Genomic DNA, 17,281 nt, shown 5'->3' with positions numbered 1-17,281 from the left:
TACTGCATTTTTTCAAGCACGGAGGCGCGGCTTCCGCTATCCCCGGCCGAAAGTCGATTGCCGTCTAGCACAGGCATTTTAAGACCGCAATGCGTCGTTCCGCATGGTTTTCAGGCACTATTGTCGCATCTGGCGAAAGAGTCCCGTCCCGCGCCCCGGAATAGCTAAGGATTCAGGGCACAAAGCCGAAGGCAAAGGCGAGCGGCAATACCGCCAAGGCCAATTCCACCACAATGGAAACCCAATTGAAAGGCGTGTTGGCGCCATCCGACATCATCGACAGCAGGCGGCCGAAGGCGGTGAACAGCCAGGAGAAGCCGAGCGCCATGTAAACCAGCGGCTGCGCCAGCAGGATGCAGCACAGGCCGACGCCGAGATAGAAGCCCGACATCCTGCCGCGTCCCTCGGCGATCGCCGCTGCCTTCTCCGGTTTGACTTGCAGGCGCAGGACACGGAAGGCCACGCCCGGCGCCAGGAAAAACAGAAGGCCGAGCAGCACGGTGACGACGGCGCTCGACCAGGCCAGCCATTCGCCCTGGCTCGTCGGCCATGGAAGCGCAAAATCCATCTTGTCCCCTCGAAATGCCTGTTTTGAAATCGTGGGGCATTCTAGCGGAGGAAAAACGCCACGCCAGATGGCTCCCTGAACTTTAGAAAAAGCGCATCAATCGAGCGCGAACTCGACCGCCGCCTCGGCGTGGATGCGCGTCGTGTCGAACACCGGAATGTCGAAATCGCTCTGCCCGATCAGCATGGTGATCTCGGTGCAGCCCATGATGATGCTGTCAGCGGCCTCTTCACGGCGCAGGCGTTCGGCCTCGGCGACATAGGCAGTCTTAGAGGCATCGGTGACGATGCCCTGGCAAAGCTCGTCATAGATGACGCGATGCACCATATCGCGCCCCGCCGCATCGGGCACCACGGGCGACAAGCCGTATTTGTCGGCGAGCCGGCCTTTGTAGAAATCCTGCTCCATCGTGAAGCGCGTCGCCAGCAGCGCCGGACGCTGCATCCCCGCGCGCTTGATCGCCGCCGCCGTGGCGTCGGCGATGTGGATCAATGGGATAGACACCGAGGCCTGCACCTGGTCGGCCAGCTTATGCATGGTGTTGGTGCACAGGAGCAGCCCTTCAGCGCCGCCTGCCTCAAGCTTGCGCGCCGCCTCGACGAGAAGCACGCCGGCGCTCTCCCAGTCGCCGTGATGCTGGCGCTCGGCGATCTCGGCGAAGTCGAACGACCACAGCAGCAGTTTCGCCGAATGCAGCCCGCCAAGACGCTCGCGCACGATCTCGTTGAGCAAGCGATAGTAGATGGCGGTCGATTCCCAGCTCATGCCGCCGAGCAGGCCAAGGGTTTTCATGTGATCTTCCATTTTTCGCTGGGGACAGCCTATCGCTGAAAGCACGACCTTACAAAAAACTCTGCGGGTCGATATCGACCTGCACCCGAACCGAGCCGCGCTGCTTCGGCCCGTTGGCTAGCATAGCCCTGATAAAACCTTGCATGTCGGCACGCCGCTCGCCCTGGATCAGCAGGCGGAAACGGTGGCGGCCACCAAGCAGGGACAGCGGCGCCTCGGCTGGCCCGAGCACAAACAGATCGGAGGACTCGGGCGCGGCGCGGCGCAGGCCGCGTGCATGGCCCTCGGCCTCCGCCCGCGTCACTGCGCTGACGATGACGCCGGCGAGCCGGCCGAAGGGCGGCAGCGCCGCGCGCTCACGCTCGGCGATCTCGCGCTCGTAAAACGCCTCGGCGTCGCCGGAAACGATCGCCCGCATCACCGGATGGTCGGGCTGAAAGGTCTGCAACAGGCCAAGGCTCTTCTTGCCGGTGCGGCCGGCGCGGCCGGTCACCTGGCTGAGCAGCTGGAAGGTGCGCTCGGCGGCACGCGGATCGCCATTGGCAAGGCCGAGATCGGCGTCGACGACACCGACCAGCGTCATATTGGGAAAATTGTGGCCCTTGGCGACAAGCTGCGTGCCGATGACGATGTCGGCCTCGCCATCGGCGATCGCCTCCAGTTCCAGCCGCAGACGCCGCACGCCGCCCATCAGGTCCGATGACAAAACAATGGTGCGCGCGTCGGGGAAATGCGCGACCACCTCCTCGGCGATGCGCTCGACGCCCGGCCCGCAGGCGACCAGGTGATCGAGCGTGCCGCATTCCGGGCAGGCTTCCGGGCGGCGCTCATTGTGACCGCAATGATGGCAGACCAACTGGCCGCGAAAGCGATGCTCGACCAGCCAGGCCGAGCAGACCGGGCAGCCGAAGCGATGGCCGCAGACCCGGCACAGCGTCAGCGGCGCATAGCCGCGCCGGTTGAGGAACAAGAGCGATTGTTCCTTCCTCTCCAGCGTCTGGCGCATATGGTCGAGCAGCACCGGCGACAGGAAGCCGCCACGCGCCGGCGGCGCGCGCCGCATGTCGATCGACTTCAGCTGCGGCAGCGCCGCCTCGGCGAAACGAGCCGAGAGAATGGCTCTGTTGTATTTGCCTTGGCTCGCATTGACCCGGCTCTCGACCGATGGCGTCGCGGACGCCAGCACCACCGGGAAACCCCCGATGTGGCCGCGCACCACCGCCATGTCGCGGGCGTTATAGAAAACGCGGTCTTCCTGCTTGTAGGCGGGGTCGTGCTCCTCATCGACGACAATCAGGCCGAGCTCCTTGAACGGCAGGAACAGCGCCGAGCGCGCGCCGGCGACGACGCGCACAGTGCCCTCAGCCGCTTGCCGCCAGACTTTTTCGCGCATCCTGGGCGGCAGGTCCGAATGCCATTCGCCCGGCTTGGCGCCGAAGCGCAGCTGGAAGCGTTCGAGGAAAGCGTGGGTCAGCGCGATTTCCGGCAGCAGGATCAGCACCTGCTTGCCCTGGTCGAGGGCGGCCGCCACCGCCTCGAAATAAACCTCCGTCTTGCCCGACCCGGTGACGCCGTCGAGCAGCGCGACATTGAAGGTGCCTGCCGCGACATTGGCGCGCAGCATCGATGCCGCGTCATTCTGGTCCGGCATCAGCTCCGGTACGGCATACAGGGAATCAGGCGCGGCCACCACCGGCCGCGGTGGGATCATCACCGTCTCGAACACGCCTTGCGCCTTCAGCCCCTCGATCACCGTCGACGACACGCCGGCGGCATGGGCGAGGCCGGAGCGCGTCCAGGCAAGGCCGCCTTCGGCCACCTCCAGCACCCGCTCCCTGGCGCTCGTCATCCGGTCGGGGACCAGAAGCGTGCGCTGCAGCCCCTCGATCCACGGTTCCGGATCGAAGGCTTCCGGCGCCCGGAGCAGCATGCGCGCCACCATGCCCGGCGCCGACAGCGTGTACTGCGCCACCCAGTCGACGAAGCGGCGCATCGAACGGTCGATCGGCGGGCAGTCGAAGACCTGTTCGATGGGACGCAGCTTTTTCGCGTCGATATTCTCGACCACGCCATCCCAGACGATGCCGGCGACCTGGCGCGGCCCGAGCGGCACGCGCACGATCGAGCCCGGCACGACGCGCATGCCTGCGGGCACGGCATAGGTGTAGGGGCGTTCTGCAGGCATCGGCACCAGCACCGGTGCGGCTGCGACAAAGGGCGAATCTTCGATCATGAGGCGTGACCTTGCCCCGACTTTGGTCTAGATCAAAGGGCAACGCTGAACGTGCCTTCCCAAGCACGCCGAAATCTTCAGGAGACCGCCATGAAATTTTTTGCCGACACCGCCGACATCAAGGAAATCCGTGAGCTGATCGATCTGGGGCTGCTCGACGGCGTCACCACCAATCCCTCGCTGATCCTGAAATCGGGCGGCAAGATCTCCGAGGTCACCAAGCAGATCTGCGACATCGTCGAAGGCCCGGTTTCGGCCGAAGTCGTGGCCACCGAGTACAAGAACATGATGGCCGAGGCCGAGGTGCTGGCCAAAATCGCGCCGAATGTCACCATCAAGGTGCCGTTGACGCTCGATGGGCTGAAGGCCTGCAAGACGATCCGCACCGAAATGAACCGCATGGTCAATGTCACGCTGTGCTTCTCGGCGAACCAAGCGCTGCTCGCCGCCAAGGCCGGCGCTTCCTTCATCTCGCCCTTCGTCGGCCGCATCGACGACACCGGCTCGGACGGCATGGAGGTGATCCAGGAGATCCGTCAGATCTACGACAATTACGATTTCCAGACCGAGATCCTGACCGCTTCGGTGCGCACGGTGAACCACGTCAAGCAGGCGGCCCTGATCGGGGCCGATGTCGTCACCGCGCCGCCGGCCACGCTGAAGGCGCTGGTCAACCATCCGCTGACCGACAAAGGCCTCGCCGCCTTCCTCGCCGACTGGGCCAAGACCGGCCAGAAGATCGGCTGAGCGATCCGATATCCGATACCAAAAGGCCGGGCAACCGGCCTTTTTTATTGACCTTCGTGGGCCTGCCGGTCAATCAGCGCCGTCGTCGTCGGGCGTGGCAACCGGCGGGCGCCGGCCCGTCATGATCTCGCGCTTTCCGACATGGTTGGGTGCGCCGACCAGCCCTTCCTTCTCCATGCGCTCGACCAGTGAGGCGGCGCGGTTGTAGCCGATGCCGAGGCGGCGCTGGATGTAGGACGTCGAACATTTCTTGTCGCGCAACACCACCTTGACCGCCTCGTCATAACTGGAATCGCCGTCCTCGGCCGCAACGGATCCCTTGTCGAAGACGGCTCCCTGGTCGCCTTCGTCTTCCTCTTCATCCTCGTCGGCCGTCACGGTTTCCAGATATTCGGGGCGGCCCTGCGCCTTCAGATGCGCCACGACATGCTCGACCTCCGCGTCGGAGACAAAGGGGCCGTGCACGCGCGAAATGCGCCCGCCGCCCATCATGTGCAGCATGTCGCCCTGGCCAAGCAGCTGCTCGGCGCCCTGCTCGCCCAGGATGGTGCGGCTGTCGATCTTGGACGTGACCTGGAAGGAAATCCGGGTCGGGAAGTTGGCCTTGATCGTGCCGGTGATGACATCGACCGAGGGGCGTTGCGTCGCCATGATCAGATGGATGCCGGCCGCGCGCGCCATCTGTGCCAGGCGCTGGATCGCGCCTTCGATCTCCTTGCCGGCGACCATCATCAGGTCGGCCATCTCGTCGACGATGACGACGATATAGGGCATCGGCGCGAGGTCGATTTCCTGCTGCTCGAAGAGCGGCTCGCCGGTGCCCTTTTCGAAGCCGGCCTGGACGGTCATGACGACCGCCTCACCCTTGTCGCGGGCCTGGGCGGCACGTTCATTATAGCCGTCGATGTTGCGCACGCCGAGCCGCGCCATCTTGCGATAGCGGTCCTCCATCTCGCGCACCGCCCATTTGAGCGCAGTGACGGCCTTCTTGGGGTCCGTGACGACGGGGGTCAGAAGATGCGGGATGCCGTCATAAACGGAGAGTTCGAGCATCTTGGGATCGACCATGATCAGCCGGCATTCTTCCGGCTTCAGCCGGTAGAGCAGCGACAGGATCATGGTGTTGATGGCAACCGACTTGCCGGAGCCGGTGGTGCCGGCAACGAGCAGATGCGGCATCTTCGCCAATTCGGCGATGACGGGCTCGCCGCCTATCGTCTTGCCGAGGCACAGCGCCAGCTTGCAGCTGGTCTTGCGGAAACCCTGCGATTCGATCAGCTCGCGGAAATAGACGGTCTCGCGGGTCTCGTTCGGAAGCTCGATGCCGATGACGTTGCGGCCGGGCACCACGGCGACGCGCGCCGAAATCGCCGACATGGAACGGGCGATATCGTCGGCGAGGCCGATGACGCGAGACGATTTGACGCCCGGCGCCGGCTCGAACTCATAGAGTGTCACGACCGGACCAGGGCGAACGTGGATGATCTCGCCGCGCACGCCGAAATCCTCCAGCACGCTTTCCAGGAGGTCGGCATTCTGCTCGAGCCGCTCCTGCGACATGTAGAAGCCCTGCCCTTCCGGCGGCTGCTGGAGCAGCTCCTCGGAGGGAAGCTCGTATGCCTCGCCGGTCGTGGACGGCACGATCTTGCCGACCTTGGGCAGCGGCGAAGAGGCGCGCCCGGCCGGAGCCTGCACGGTCTCCTCCAAGCTTTGCGCGACCTGGACCGGAACGGCATTGCGCGCGACGGCGGAAGTTGCAGCCGCAGTCCGGGCCTGTCGCGGCGCGCTGCTCGCCACCGGCTGGACCTCGGCCTGGTTCGAATTGGCCGGACGGACGTCCGGCGAGGCGGGCGGAGCTTGCAGGCCCGGAAGGCATTCGATGACGCGGAACAGCGAGGTGGGATCCGCCGTGGGCGCAGCGTGGCTCTCGGCCGGTTTGGCGACGACCGGCCCGGCTGGGCGCGGCGCCGGGACGGCTTGCGGCACCGGCGACGGAGCCTCGACCATGTAGGGCGCCATGACCTCGAAAAAGGCGTGATCCGACAGATAGGGCCAACGCACTCTTTCGCGGCCAGTGGTTTTGACCGGCGCCGCCGTCCCCTGGGTCGGCGCGGATGCGCGTGATGTTGCGACCATCCTTGACCCCGCAGGCGCAACGGTCCGTGCCGGTTCGCCAGCATGCCTTGGCATAGCAGATGTCGGGGCCGAATCCGCCGGCCTCTGCAGCACCGCGCCCCTGTTGCCGGCAGTCGAACGGACGGCGTCCAAGACGGGGTTCCGGTTCTTCAGCAATGGTGAAGACGTGGCTGCATGGGATGGCGGGGCCGCGGCGGGCCGTGCGCTTGCTTGCTGCGCCGGTGGGACCGGCGGTTCGCTTTGCTCGGCGGCAATCTGGTCGCGCTGCGGATGGCGCGTCTTGGCTTCGTAGTCCGGCGTGCGGGTAAACCGCACATTGGGCGCCAGGAAGAAATAGTCTTGCCAGGCTGGGCTTTCGTTGCCGCCAAGATCGACGAAATCACCGGAATTGCCGGCTCCGGCCGCGCCGGGCTGCTGGCCGTCCGCCTTGTCGCTCATGGTGTTGAAACGCTTTACCCTGGGGTCATCGGGCGAAGCTGCCTTCAATGAATTGACCCGGAGAAAACGCCTGGATTCCATGCTCAAGACTCACTCTGAAACGTCTGCTGAGCAATAGGGAGCGAGTGGTTAACAGTTGCTTCCCGTCGGCAGCGCCGGAGCGATGGAAAAGCTGAAAATAAAACCGGACCCTGGCCGACGCGAGCCGCGTCGAAGACCAGAATTCATATGCCGCTGGCGGCCCGGAGGCCGGTGCGTTTTGCCCGTCCGTGGCTCGGCTTTTGCGTGAAACGAAAAACGGCGTTAGCCAGCCGTCTTGCCGTGCCGGACCAAATCCTGGGCGATGGACAATTGCAGGGCTTCGGCCAGCTCGCGCGCGGCGCGGTTTTCGGCGTCGATCTGCGCCCGATACGAGGCAAATTCCTGCCGCGGCCTGTCGAAGGACGAGGTGATCGCCCGCTTGCCGACCGTGATGACGGCGCCGGTTTTCGCATCGGTCAGCGTGTAGCTGGCGGTCAGCGTCACCGAACCAGCGGTCGGCTCGTCCTGATCGGTCTGGACCTGCACCAGCGCGGCCGAATCGACGGCTTCGGTCACGCTGAGACCAAGCGAATAAAGCGGCGAGGCCGGTTCGCCGGCGCCGCGCCCAAATCCGAAGATCAGATTGTTGCGCACCTGCTGGGCATAGCGTGTGTTGACCGGCTTGACGGCAATCGACGCCAGCTCGGCGTTTGCGGTCGAGCCCGTGGACAGCGGCGCGTTCGAATAGAGCGGCCGCACCTGGCAAGCCGAAATCAGTGCCAGCGAGCCGAAAAGGCCGGCAAGCGCGATGTGCCGCAGCAGGCGGCTCAGCTCTGTCTTCTCCGGGTTAAGCAACTCAAGGTCAGGCAACGACATTGACGATCCTCTGCGGCACGATGATCACCTTGCGCGGGGCCTTACCTTCGAGCGCTTTCTGCACGAAGTCGAGAGCGAGCACAGCTTTTTCGACCGCACCTTGGTCCGCGTCGCGGGCAATTGTCAAATCCCCACGTTTCTTGCCGTTGACCTGGACCGGATAGGTGACCTCATTGTCGACGACCAGCGCCGGATCGAAGACCGGCCACGGCCGTTCGGCAACCAGATCGGTGCCGCCCAGCGCTTCCCAGCACTCTTCGGACAAATGCGGCATCACAGGCGCGATCAGGTGCACCAGGATCTCCACCGCCTGGCGACAGGCGCCTTGCATCGCCGGATCGGCCTTGCCTTCCGCCACGTCGTTGAGCGGCGCGGTCAGCAAATTGGCCAGTTCATAGATGCGGGCAATGGCGCGGTTGAAGGCGAGCTTCTCGATGTCCTCGCCGACCGCCTTGAGTATCTTGTGCGCGGCCTTGGAAACCGCTCCGGCCCCACCACTGTCGGCCGCCGCCGGCTTGACGCCGGCCAGCGTCTCGGCTGCCGTCGATACCAGCCGCCAGATGCGCTGCATGAAGCGATGCGCGCCGGCGGCGCCATCGTCGGTCCATTCGACATCGCGCTCGGGCGGTGAATCCGACAGCATGAACCAGCGCGCCGTATCGGCGCCGTAGCCGTCGGTGATATCCTCCGGACTGACCGTGTTCTTCTTCGACTTCGACATCTTCTCGAGCGGGCCGATCGTCGCGTCCTCGCCGGTGGCGATCTCGATGGCGCGGCGCTTGCCGTCGGCTTCCACCAGCCGCACCTCGGTCGGCGCCAGCCAGCGGCCGTTCGATGCCGACCCGACGCGATAGGTTTCATGCACCACCATGCCTTGCGTGAACAGGCCCTTGAACGGCTCGGCCAGATCGACATGGCCGGTCTCGCGCATGGCACGGGTGAAGAAACGCGAATAGAGCAGGTGCAGGATCGCGTGCTCGATGCCACCGATATACTGGTCGACCGGCAGCCATTCGTTCGCCGCCTTGGGATCGGTCGGCTCGTGCGCCCAGGGCGCGGTGAAACGAGCGAAATACCACGACGAATCGACGAACGTGTCCATCGTGTCGGTTTCGCGGCGCGCGTCCTTGCCGCATCGCGGGCACTTCACATGCCGCCAGGTCGGATGACGATCGAGCGGATTGCCCGGCCGGTCGAAATCGACGTCGTCGGGCAGCTTGACCGGCAGGTCCGCCTTCGGCACCGGCACCACGCCGCAATCCTCGCAATGGATCATCGGGATCGGGCAGCCCCAGTAGCGCTGGCGCGAAATGCCCCAGTCGCGCAGGCGGAAATTCACCTTGCGTTCGGCCATCGGCCGGTTGCCGACCGTCTTCTGCTCCAGGAGCTTCGCCACCTCGTCGAAAGCCTGGTCCGGCTTCATGCCGTCGAGGAAGCGCGAATTGATCATCGCGCCATCGTCGCCATAGGCCACGTCGACGATCTGGAAGGTCGCTTGATTCTCGCCTTCCGGCATCACCACCGGCACCACCGGCAGGCCATATTTGTTGGCGAAGTCGAGGTCGCGCTGGTCATGCGCCGGGCAGCCGAAGATGGCGCCGGTGCCGTATTCCATCAGCACGAAATTGGCCACGTAGACAGGCAGCGTCCAGCTCTCGTCGAACGGGTGGACAACGCGGATGCCGGTGTCGAAACCCTTTTTCTCGGCCGTCTCCAGCGCCGCCACCGACGTGCCCATATGGCGGACCTCGTCGATGAACTTCGCCAGCGCCGGATTGGTCTCGGCCGCCTTTTTGGCCAGCGGATGATCGGCGGCGATGGCCATGAAGGAAGCGCCGAAGATGGTGTCGGGCCGCGTCGTGTAGACTTCCAGCTCGTGTTCGCCAGCAATGTCCGAGGCCAAAGGCCATCGGATCAGCAGGCCTTCCGAGCGGCCGATCCAGTTCTGCTGCATCAGCTTCACTTTTTCGGGCCACTCGTCGAGGCCGTCCAGTGAATCCAGCAGGTCCTGGGCGAAGTCGGTGATCTTGAAGAACCATTGCGTCAGTTCGCGCTGTTCGACCAGCGCGCCCGAGCGCCAGCCGCGCCCGTCGATAACCTGCTCGTTGGCGAGCACGGTCATGTCCTCCGGATCCCAGTTGACCTTGGAGGATTTGCGCGTCACCAGGCCCTTCTCGACGAAGTCGAGGAACAGCATCTGCTGGCGGTGATAATAATCCACGTCGCAGGTCGCGAATTCGCGCGCCCAGTCCAGCGACAGGCCCATGACCTTGAGCTGCTCGCGCATGGTGGCGATGTTCTGGTAGGTCCATTCCTTGGGATGGACCTTGTTCTGCATCGCCGCGTTCTCGGCCGGCATGCCGAAGGCGTCCCAGCCCATCGGATGCAGCACGTTGAAGCCCTTGGCCCGCTTGTAGCGCGCCACCACATCGCCCATCGTGTAGTTGCGGGTGTGGCCGATATGGATGCGCCCCGACGGATAGGGGAACATCTCCAGCACGTAGTATTTCGGACGCGGATCGTCATTGTGCGCTTCGAAAAGCTTCTTGGCAGCCCAGGCCTTCTGCCATTTGGGTTCTGATGCGCGCGGATTGTATCGTTCGGTTGCCATGGGACGTTTTTCACTTAAAAGCATGCACGGACTGCGGGCGACAAGCTCGGCAGTTCAGGGAATGTGGTCCGGGTGTTCACCATGGTTTGGCAAACCCGTCAACCATATGGGCATCGCGTCGGCCAAAAACGCGGGCCAAAACAGCAGGATTTGCAGATGGGCGACGCCGTTCAGCAGTTTTTTGCGGTCCAGGCGAAGATTGCCACGGCCGAGCGCGAGGCAAGCCGCGAAGCCGGTGCGGTGACGCTGGTCGCCGTCTCCAAGACCTTCGAGGCCGCCGACATCAGCCCGGTCATCGAGGCCGGCCAGCGCGTCTTCGGTGAGAATCGCGTGCAGGAGGCGCAAGGCAAATGGCCGGCGCTGAAAGGCGCTTTCCCGGACATCGAGCTGCACCTGATCGGCCCGCTGCAGTCGAACAAGGCCAGGGAGGCCGTCGCGCTGTTCGATGTCATCGAGACGGTCGACCGTGAAAAGATCGCCGCCGAACTCGCCAGGGAGATCGCCCGGCAAGGCCGCGCGCCAAAGCTCTACGTCCAGGTCAACACCGGCTCGGAACCGCAGAAGGCCGGCATCGAGCCGCGCGAGGCGGTCGCCTTTGTCGCCCGCTGCCGCGACGTCCACGGCCTAGCCATCGAAGGCCTGATGTGCATCCCGCCGGCCGACGAGAACCCCGGCCCACACTTCGCTTTGCTGGAAAAGCTCGGCAAGGAAGCCGGCGTCGCCAAACTCTCGATGGGCATGTCCGGCGACTACGAGACGGCAATCGCCTTCGGCGCAACCAGCGTCCGTGTCGGTTCGGCGATCTTCGGCAGCCGTTAGTCCGCCCGGCGCCAGCACAGCATTCCTTGCTGCCGCGTCGAGCAAATGCTATATCTAGCCAAGCTAGCTAGGAGCATTTCATGAACTGGCACCTTCAGGACGCGAAGAACAATTTTTCCAAGGTGGTTCAGCGTGCGCGAAGCGAGGGACCGCAGACGGTGACGTTGCGCGGCGAGCGTGCCGCAGTGGTGCTCTCCGCCGAGGACTACGACCGTCTCGCTGGAAGGAAAAAATCGCTAGCGGAGTACCTTTTGACAGGTCCTGTCTGGGACGATGATTTCGCCGAAGAGGTCAACCGTCGCCCGAAGACGATGATCCGGGACGTCGATCTCTGATGTATCTGCTCGATACGAACATCGTTTCGGATGTGCAGAGGCGGCTGCCCAAGCCGACTGACTGGCTGGCATCGGTGGACCCGACATCGGTCAATCTCAGCGTCATTACGATCGGAGAGATCGAGCGCGGGATCATCAAGCTGCGCAAGGCCGAACCCGAAAGGGCAACACGCCTCGATCTGTGGCTGCGAGAGCTTCGGCGGGACAATGCCGACCGTATTCTTGCCGTTACCGAACATGTCGCGTTGGCTTGGGGCCGTATCACGGCCGGCCGCACAAGAGGCAGCGCCGATACCCTCATCGCGGCAACCGCCCTTGTCCATGATCTTATTCTGGTGACGCGCAACACCGCCGACTTCGATGATACAGGCGTGACGGTGCTCGATCCCTGGGACGTCTAAGCTCGTTCGTCTGCTTTTCGAAGCGTTCCATCTACGCTCACGCGCATTGGGCCAATCTCGCGCGGTCGTTACGCCAACGCTGGAAACGAAACGTACCGTTCCTATTTGTTTGACGTCGTCATAATTCTCCTGGAGCCTTCGCCATGCGTTACAATCAGCTTGGAAATACGGGGATGTTCGTCTCCGAACTTTGCCTCGGCACCATGACCTTCGGCGCCGCCGGTGAAAATGCCCAATGGGGCCTGATCGCCAGCCTCGACCAGAAGGGCGTCAACGAGATCGTCGGCCGCTCGATTGCCGCCGGCGTCAATTTCTTCGACACGGCCGATGTCTACTCCTTCGGCCAGTCCGAAAGGCTGCTCGGCCAATCGCTGAGGGATCTCGGCGTTGCCAGATCGAGCGTGGTGATTGCCACCAAGGTCCATGGCGCCATGGGCGACGGGCCGAACCAGCGCGGCTCCTCGCGCGGCCACATCATGGATTCGGTCGATGCCAGCCTCGAACGGCTGCAGCTCGACCACATCGATCTCTATCAGCTGCACGGTACCGACACGGTGACGCCGATCGACGAGACGCTGCGGGCTCTCGACGATCTCGTTGCCAGCGGCAAGGTCCGCTATGTCGGCGTTTCCAACTGGCAGGCCTGGCGCATCGCCAAGGCGCTCGGCATCGCCGACGCCAAGGGCTTTGCCGGCTTCGAGACCATCCAGTCCTATTATTCCATCGCCGGCCGCGACCTCGAACGCGAGATCGTGCCGCTCATCAACGAGGAGAAGCTCGGCCTGATGGTGTGGTCGCCGATGGCCGGTGGCCTGCTATCCGGCAAATACGGCCCGGACGCGCCCGGCAATGGCGAGGGCCGCCGTGCGTCCTTCAATTTCCCGCCGGTCAACGAGGACCGCGCCTGGGCGGCCGTTGCCGTCATGCGCGAAGTTGCCAGGAAACATGATGTCAGCGTTGCCACAGTGGCGCTCGGCTATGTCCTGGCCAAGCCTTTCGTGATGAGCGTCATCATCGGCGCCAGCCGCATGGAACAGCTCGAACAGAACCTTGCGGCGACTGAAGTGAAGCTCGACACCGACGATCTCGCCCGTCTCGACGAGGTCAGCGCGCTGCCGGCGGAATATCCCGGCTGGATGGTCGAACGCCAGTCGGCCGGCCGCCGGCCGGCGCCGTTCACGCCCAAAGCATAACGCGGCCGACGAATACTATCCCGGGAGTCGGACGGCTCCCGGGTATCACTTCAGGCCATCCGCACGGTCTCGACCAGAAAATCGAGAAAAGCCCGCACTCTGGCCGGCAGGTGCTTGCCGTGGCCGACATAGACGGCATGTGTCGGTTCGACATCGCCAGGGTTGAAGTCTTCCAGCAGCGGCACCAGCCGGCCGGCGGCAATATCGGGCTCGACATGCCAGCGCGCCAGCCGGGCAATGCCCGCACCCGCAATCGTCATCAGCCGCATCGCTTCGCCATCGCTGACCATCGCATTGCCGCTGACCGGAACCGTGAAGGATGTATCGTCCGCGAACGGCCAGCCGTCGCTGTAGCGGGCGAAGCCGAAGGCAAGCCGATTGTGACGATCGAGTTCGGCAGGCAGGCGCGGCGTCCCAAGCGCGCCAAGATAGGACGGGGCGGCAACCACCACCATCGGGCTTTGGCCTAGCTTGCGCGCCACCAGCCGTGACTCGCCGAGCTGCCCGGCCCGGATCGCGACATCGGCACGCTCCGCCATCAAATCGATGACGCTGTCGGTCAGCACCAGGTCGACCGATATTTCGGGGAAGCGTTCGAGGAAGCGCGGCAGGAGAGGGATCAGCCGGTGCACGCCGAAGGGCACGTAGGTGTTGACCCGCAGCCGCCCGCGCGGCGCAGCACCCGCCGCCGCCTCGCGCTCGGCCGCCGCCATGTCGGCCAGGATGCGCAGCCCGCTCTCGTAGAACGCGCTGCCCTCCGGCGTCAGCTGCAGCTTGCGCGTCGAGCGGCTGACCAGCCGGGCGCCGAGCCTGGCCTCCAGCCGGGCGATCAGCTTGCTGACCGCCGATGGCGTCATGCGCAAGGCGCGCGCCGCCGCCGAAAAGCTGCCCGCCTCGACGACGCGCACGAAGACTTCGATCTCGCCGGAGCGGTTGATGTCGGATCTGGCCATCTGTGAATCTATTTCACAGAAAATATGCCTGGAGCAAGTCTGGTTCACAATGCAAGGCAACACGATCTTCCGGGTCGAGCGCGGTTTGGACAAGGCGCTCGTCATCGCCGAAGTGGGAACCACCATGCCTCTCGCTCTCTACGCCCTCGCCGCCGGTGCCTTCGGCATCGGCGTCACCGAATTCGTCATCATGGGTCTGCTGCTCGATGTCAGCAAAGACCTTGGCGTCTCGATCTCCGCCGCCGGCCAGCTCATTTCGGGCTATGCGCTGGGCGTCGTCATCGGCGCCCCGCTGCTGACCATCGCCACCGGCAACTGGCCGCGCAAGACAGTGCTTCTGGCGCTGATGGCGATCTTCACGCTTGGCAATCTCGCCTGTGCGCTGGCGCCCGACTACTGGACGCTGATGGGCGCCCGCGTCATCACCGCCTTTGCCCACGGCACTTTCTTCGGCGTCGGCTCGGTGGTCGCCACCGGCCTTGTCGCACCCAACAGGAAGGCTTCGGCGATCGCCTTGATGTTCACCGGCCTGACCATCGCCAACATCCTCGGCGTGCCCTTCGGCACCTGGCTCGGCCAGGCCTTCGGCTGGCGCGCGACCTTCTGGGCGGTGACCGCAGTCGGCCTCGCCGCCTTCGCCGTCATCCTGGCCCTGGTGCCGCGCAGCCAGGCGGCGCTCGAGAAGAGCGACCTGCGCGCCGATCTCGCCGTGCTGCGCCGCGCGCCGGTCCTGCTCGGCCTCGCCACCACCGTGCTCGGCTATGCCGGCGTCTTCGCCGTCTTCACCTATATCGCGCCGCTGTTGACCGAACTCTCGGGCTTCAAGGAAGCGGCGGTATCGCCGATCCTGCTCGTCTTCGGCGGCGGCCTCATCGCCGGCAATCTCGCCGGCGGCAAGGTCGCCGACCGCTGGCTGGTGCCGTCCGTGCTCGGCAGCCTCGTCGTGCTCGCTTTGGTGCTCACAACCATGAGCTTCGCCATCCACAGCCAGGTGATGGCCGTGGTCTATGTCGGCCTGCTCGGTGCCGCCGCCTTCGCCACCGTGGCGCCGCTGCAAATGTGGGTGCTGGAAAAGGCCCAAGGCGCCGGCCAGAGCCTCGCCTCGTCCTTCAACATCGCCGCCTTCAATCTCGGCAATGCCGGCGGTGCATGGCTTGGCGGCGCGGTCATCGCCCACGGCCTCGGCCTTGGCGCGCTCACCTGGGTCGCCGCCCTGCTGCCGGTCGCGGCCCTTGGCGTCGCCGGGCTGGCGCTGCGCCTCGACCGCAGCGCCTCGCTCGGCACGCCTGTCTGCGCCAACTCGTAAGTTCGTCCGCAATCCGTTTTCGATATCATCAGGAGCAGAAAAATGGACTATCGACCTCTCGGCGCATCGGGCCTGAAAGTGCCCGCACTTTCATTCGGCGCGGGAACCTTTGGCGGCTCCGGCCCGCTGTTCGGTGCCTGGGGCAACACCGACGCCAGGGAAGCGCGGCGGCTGGTCGACATCTGCCTCGAGGCCGGCGTCAATCTGTTCGACACCGCCGACGTCTATTCGAACGGCGCCTCGGAGGAGGTGCTCGGCGAAGCCATAAAAGGCCGCCGCCACGCCGTGCTGATCTCGACCAAGACCTCGCTGCCGGTGGGCGAGGGACCGGCCGACTACGGCTCGTCGCGTTCTCGGCTGATCAAGGCAGTGGATGCCGCGCTGAAACGTCTCGGCACCGACTACATCGACCTGTTGCAGTTGCATGCCTTCGATGCCGGCACGCCGATCGACGAGGTTTTGTCGACGCTGGACGCGCTCGTGGGCGCCGGCAAGCTGCGTTATGTCGGGGTCTCCAACTTCTCCGGCTGGCAAGTGATGAAGTCGCTGGGGGAAGCAGACAAGCATGGCTACCCGCGTTATGTCGCGCACCAGGTCTACTATTCGCTTGTCGGGCGCGACTATGAATGGGAGCTGATGCCGCTCGGCCTCGACCAGGGCGTCGGCGCGCTGGTGTGGAGCCCGCTTGGCTGGGGCCGCCTGACCGGCAAGATCCGCCGTGGCCAGCCTCTGCCGGAAACGAGCCGGCTGCACGACACCGCGAGCTTCGGTCCGCCGGTCGAGGACGAGCATCTCTATCGGGTGATGGATGCGCTTGACGCGGTGGCGCAGGAAACCGGCAAGACCGTGCCGCAGATCGCCATCAACTGGCTGCTGCAGCGCCCGACCGTGTCATCGGTCATCATCGGCGCCCGCAACGAGGAGCAGCTGCGCCAGAACCTCGGCGTCGTCGGCTGGACGCTGACACCGGAGCAGATGAAAAAGCTCGATGCCGCCAGCGAAGTCACCGCGCCCTATCCGTATTTCCCCTATCGCCGCCAGGAAGGCTTTGCGCGGCTGAACCCACCGGCGGTGTGAGCTCCTGCAATTAACGAGAGATTCGCGGGACAGCGCCCCCCTCTGCCCTGCCGGGCATCTCCCCCACTAGGGGGGAGATCGGCAGTTTCACCCACCGCGCCATCTCTTTACGCTCGATATTGGCGAAAGCCGTCACAACATCCGATCTCCCCACTTGAGGGGGAGATGTCCGGCAGGACAGAGGGGGGCGCCGTCGAGCGCCAACCTCAACGGCCGTGTGCCCGCCCCTAATGCAGTACGAACTCGCCATCCACCTTGCGCCACTCGTTCGGCGCGATCAGTTTCTGGTGCGTGTAGCTGATCGAGTGCAGCGGCCCGTCGAGCTTGGCTTTCCAGAACTCGATGAATTTGATCAGCACCGGAAACTTCGGCGCGATGTCGTAGTCTTGCCAGATAAAGCTCTGCAGCAAATGCGGGTGGTCGGGAAAGTGGTACAGAAACTTGGCCGTGGTCAGGCCATAGCCTTTGAGCATCAGGTCCATTTCGGCATGATCGCGCATTGCGGTCCCCCTGGGCGGTCCCTTGTTGATTCTCCTGTCCTCCCAAAGCCGATTGTGCGCGCCGTTGATTAACCGTCTATTGATTTTTTCTTCATCGAAACCAGCTTTAGCACGCGAAAACATGCAGTTAGCAGCGCGTTCGACTGAGTGCTGACAGCTCTCCAAAGCCCGCCTGCGGCATCCCGCCGCGCGAATCCAACGTCTAATATTGCCGTAACGGCGGAACTGGTAATAATGCCGCCGAATTCGCGGTCGTGTCGCCGCGATCCCGCCGG

Annotated in this window: 15 protein-coding genes; 7 read left to right on the top strand and 8 right to left on the bottom strand. The window is 64.5% G+C overall.

The annotated features are described in order from the left end of the window. Window positions 1-172: 172 nt before the first annotated feature. From FJ978_RS16950 to FJ978_RS16940, 3 genes are all read right to left on the bottom strand, one after another. Complete coding sequence (locus FJ978_RS16950; RefSeq protein WP_140573025.1) at window positions 173-568, bottom strand: DUF4345 family protein; 396 nt, start codon at window positions 566-568, stop codon at window positions 173-175. A gap of 96 nt (window positions 569-664) precedes the next feature. Next, on the bottom strand, window positions 665-1,360 hold the full coding sequence (locus tag FJ978_RS16945) for an aspartate/glutamate racemase family protein (RefSeq protein ID WP_140573024.1): 696 nt from the start codon (window positions 1,358-1,360) through the stop codon (window positions 665-667). A 49-nt stretch (window positions 1,361-1,409) separates the two neighbouring features. Continuing rightward, window positions 1,410-3,593: a primosomal protein N' gene (locus FJ978_RS16940; RefSeq protein WP_140573023.1), complete on the bottom strand. Its 2,184-nt coding sequence runs from the start codon at window positions 3,591-3,593 to the stop codon at window positions 1,410-1,412. 90 nt (window positions 3,594-3,683) lie between these two features. Here FJ978_RS16940 and fsa point away from each other — a divergent pair, with 90 nt between their 5' ends. After that, entirely contained in the window at window positions 3,684-4,340 is a 657-nt protein-coding gene (gene fsa / locus FJ978_RS16935) for a fructose-6-phosphate aldolase (RefSeq protein ID WP_023766039.1), read from the top strand. Between the two features lie 69 nt (window positions 4,341-4,409). On the opposite strand, the gene FJ978_RS16930 is transcribed toward fsa, so the two are convergent. The 3 genes from FJ978_RS16930 to leuS all read right to left on the bottom strand — a co-directional run bounded on the left by FJ978_RS16930 (window position 4,410) and on the right by leuS (window position 10,422). Continuing rightward, complete coding sequence (locus FJ978_RS16930) at window positions 4,410-6,914, bottom strand: DNA translocase FtsK (RefSeq protein WP_181176893.1); 2,505 nt, start codon at window positions 6,912-6,914, stop codon at window positions 4,410-4,412. Window positions 6,915-7,217: 303 nt separating this feature from the next. Beyond that, on the bottom strand, window positions 7,218-7,811 hold the full coding sequence (lptE, locus tag FJ978_RS16925; RefSeq protein WP_140573021.1) for an LPS assembly lipoprotein LptE: 594 nt from the start codon (window positions 7,809-7,811) through the stop codon (window positions 7,218-7,220). Beyond that, the gene (gene leuS, locus FJ978_RS16920) at window positions 7,798-10,422 is read right to left on the bottom strand and encodes a leucine--tRNA ligase (RefSeq protein WP_140573020.1); all 2,625 of its coding nucleotides are present in this window, start codon (window positions 10,420-10,422) and stop codon (window positions 7,798-7,800) included. Before leuS ends, lptE begins: the two co-directional genes overlap by 14 nt. A gap of 156 nt (window positions 10,423-10,578) precedes the next feature. Between leuS and FJ978_RS16915 the strand changes: the two genes are divergently transcribed. The 4 genes from FJ978_RS16915 to FJ978_RS16900 all read left to right on the top strand — a co-directional run bounded on the left by FJ978_RS16915 (window position 10,579) and on the right by FJ978_RS16900 (window position 13,170). Continuing rightward, the gene (locus FJ978_RS16915; protein WP_140573019.1) at window positions 10,579-11,241 is read left to right on the top strand and encodes a YggS family pyridoxal phosphate-dependent enzyme; all 663 of its coding nucleotides are present in this window, start codon (window positions 10,579-10,581) and stop codon (window positions 11,239-11,241) included. Between the two features lie 80 nt (window positions 11,242-11,321). After that, window positions 11,322-11,576, top strand: coding sequence for a type II toxin-antitoxin system Phd/YefM family antitoxin (locus FJ978_RS16910; RefSeq protein WP_023766035.1), 255 nt, complete (start codon window positions 11,322-11,324; stop codon window positions 11,574-11,576). Further along, on the top strand, window positions 11,576-11,977 hold the full coding sequence (locus tag FJ978_RS16905) for a type II toxin-antitoxin system VapC family toxin (RefSeq protein ID WP_140573018.1): 402 nt from the start codon (window positions 11,576-11,578) through the stop codon (window positions 11,975-11,977). The genes FJ978_RS16910 and FJ978_RS16905 overlap by 1 nt, the downstream gene beginning before the upstream one ends. Before the next feature lie 143 nt (window positions 11,978-12,120). Next, window positions 12,121-13,170, top strand: a complete 1,050-nt coding sequence (locus FJ978_RS16900; RefSeq protein WP_140573017.1) for an aldo/keto reductase — start codon at window positions 12,121-12,123, stop codon at window positions 13,168-13,170. A 50-nt stretch (window positions 13,171-13,220) separates the two neighbouring features. Here FJ978_RS16900 and FJ978_RS16895 read toward each other — a convergent pair whose 3' ends face one another. After that, on the bottom strand, window positions 13,221-14,123 hold the full coding sequence (locus FJ978_RS16895; RefSeq protein WP_140573016.1) for a LysR family transcriptional regulator: 903 nt from the start codon (window positions 14,121-14,123) through the stop codon (window positions 13,221-13,223). A gap of 124 nt (window positions 14,124-14,247) precedes the next feature. Between FJ978_RS16895 and FJ978_RS16890 the strand changes: the two genes are divergently transcribed. After that, entirely contained in the window at window positions 14,248-15,429 is a 1,182-nt protein-coding gene (locus FJ978_RS16890; RefSeq protein ID WP_140573146.1) for an MFS transporter, read from the top strand. 42 nt (window positions 15,430-15,471) lie between these two features. Continuing rightward, complete coding sequence (locus FJ978_RS16885) at window positions 15,472-16,506, top strand: aldo/keto reductase (protein ID WP_140573015.1); 1,035 nt, start codon at window positions 15,472-15,474, stop codon at window positions 16,504-16,506. Window positions 16,507-16,733: 227 nt separating this feature from the next. Here the strand turns inward: FJ978_RS16885 and FJ978_RS16875 are convergent, their stop codons facing one another. Beyond that, window positions 16,734-17,006, bottom strand: a complete 273-nt coding sequence (locus tag FJ978_RS16875) for an usg protein (RefSeq protein WP_140573014.1) — start codon at window positions 17,004-17,006, stop codon at window positions 16,734-16,736. Window positions 17,007-17,281 lie beyond the last annotated feature (275 nt).

It is taken from the genome of Mesorhizobium sp. B1-1-7, assembly GCF_006442705.1.
Taxonomy (GTDB): Bacteria; Pseudomonadota; Alphaproteobacteria; order Rhizobiales; family Rhizobiaceae; genus Mesorhizobium; species Mesorhizobium opportunistum.
The sequence above is the reverse complement of the archived record's forward strand: the minus strand, read 5'-3'. Positions and strand labels throughout refer to the sequence as shown.

Excerpts from the sequence above, each read along its gene's own strand:
- FJ978_RS16950 (WP_140573025.1), bottom strand. The coding sequence starts at position 568 with ATGGATTTTGCGCTTCCATGGCCGACGAGCCAGGGCGAATGGCTGGCC.
- FJ978_RS16945 (WP_140573024.1), bottom strand. The coding sequence starts at position 1,360 with ATGAAAACCCTTGGCCTGCTCGGCGGCATGAGCTGGGAATCGACCGCC.
- FJ978_RS16940 (WP_140573023.1), bottom strand. The coding sequence starts at position 3,593 with ATGATCGAAGATTCGCCCTTTGTCGCAGCCGCACCGGTGCTGGTGCCG.
- fsa (WP_023766039.1), top strand. The coding sequence starts at position 3,684 with ATGAAATTTTTTGCCGACACCGCCGACATCAAGGAAATCCGTGAGCTG.
- FJ978_RS16930 (WP_181176893.1), bottom strand. The coding sequence starts at position 6,914 with ATGAGCGACAAGGCGGACGGCCAGCAGCCCGGCGCGGCCGGAGCCGGC.
- lptE (WP_140573021.1), bottom strand. The coding sequence starts at position 7,811 with ATGTCGTTGCCTGACCTTGAGTTGCTTAACCCGGAGAAGACAGAGCTG.
- leuS (WP_140573020.1), bottom strand. The coding sequence starts at position 10,422 with ATGGCAACCGAACGATACAATCCGCGCGCATCAGAACCCAAATGGCAG.
- FJ978_RS16915 (WP_140573019.1), top strand. The coding sequence starts at position 10,579 with ATGGGCGACGCCGTTCAGCAGTTTTTTGCGGTCCAGGCGAAGATTGCC.
- FJ978_RS16910 (WP_023766035.1), top strand. The coding sequence starts at position 11,322 with ATGAACTGGCACCTTCAGGACGCGAAGAACAATTTTTCCAAGGTGGTT.
- FJ978_RS16905 (WP_140573018.1), top strand. The coding sequence starts at position 11,576 with ATGTATCTGCTCGATACGAACATCGTTTCGGATGTGCAGAGGCGGCTG.
- FJ978_RS16900 (WP_140573017.1), top strand. The coding sequence starts at position 12,121 with ATGCGTTACAATCAGCTTGGAAATACGGGGATGTTCGTCTCCGAACTT.
- FJ978_RS16895 (WP_140573016.1), bottom strand. The coding sequence starts at position 14,123 with ATGGCCAGATCCGACATCAACCGCTCCGGCGAGATCGAAGTCTTCGTG.
- FJ978_RS16890 (WP_140573146.1), top strand. The coding sequence starts at position 14,248 with ATGCCTCTCGCTCTCTACGCCCTCGCCGCCGGTGCCTTCGGCATCGGC.
- FJ978_RS16885 (WP_140573015.1), top strand. The coding sequence starts at position 15,472 with ATGGACTATCGACCTCTCGGCGCATCGGGCCTGAAAGTGCCCGCACTT.
- FJ978_RS16875 (WP_140573014.1), bottom strand. The coding sequence starts at position 17,006 with ATGCGCGATCATGCCGAAATGGACCTGATGCTCAAAGGCTATGGCCTG.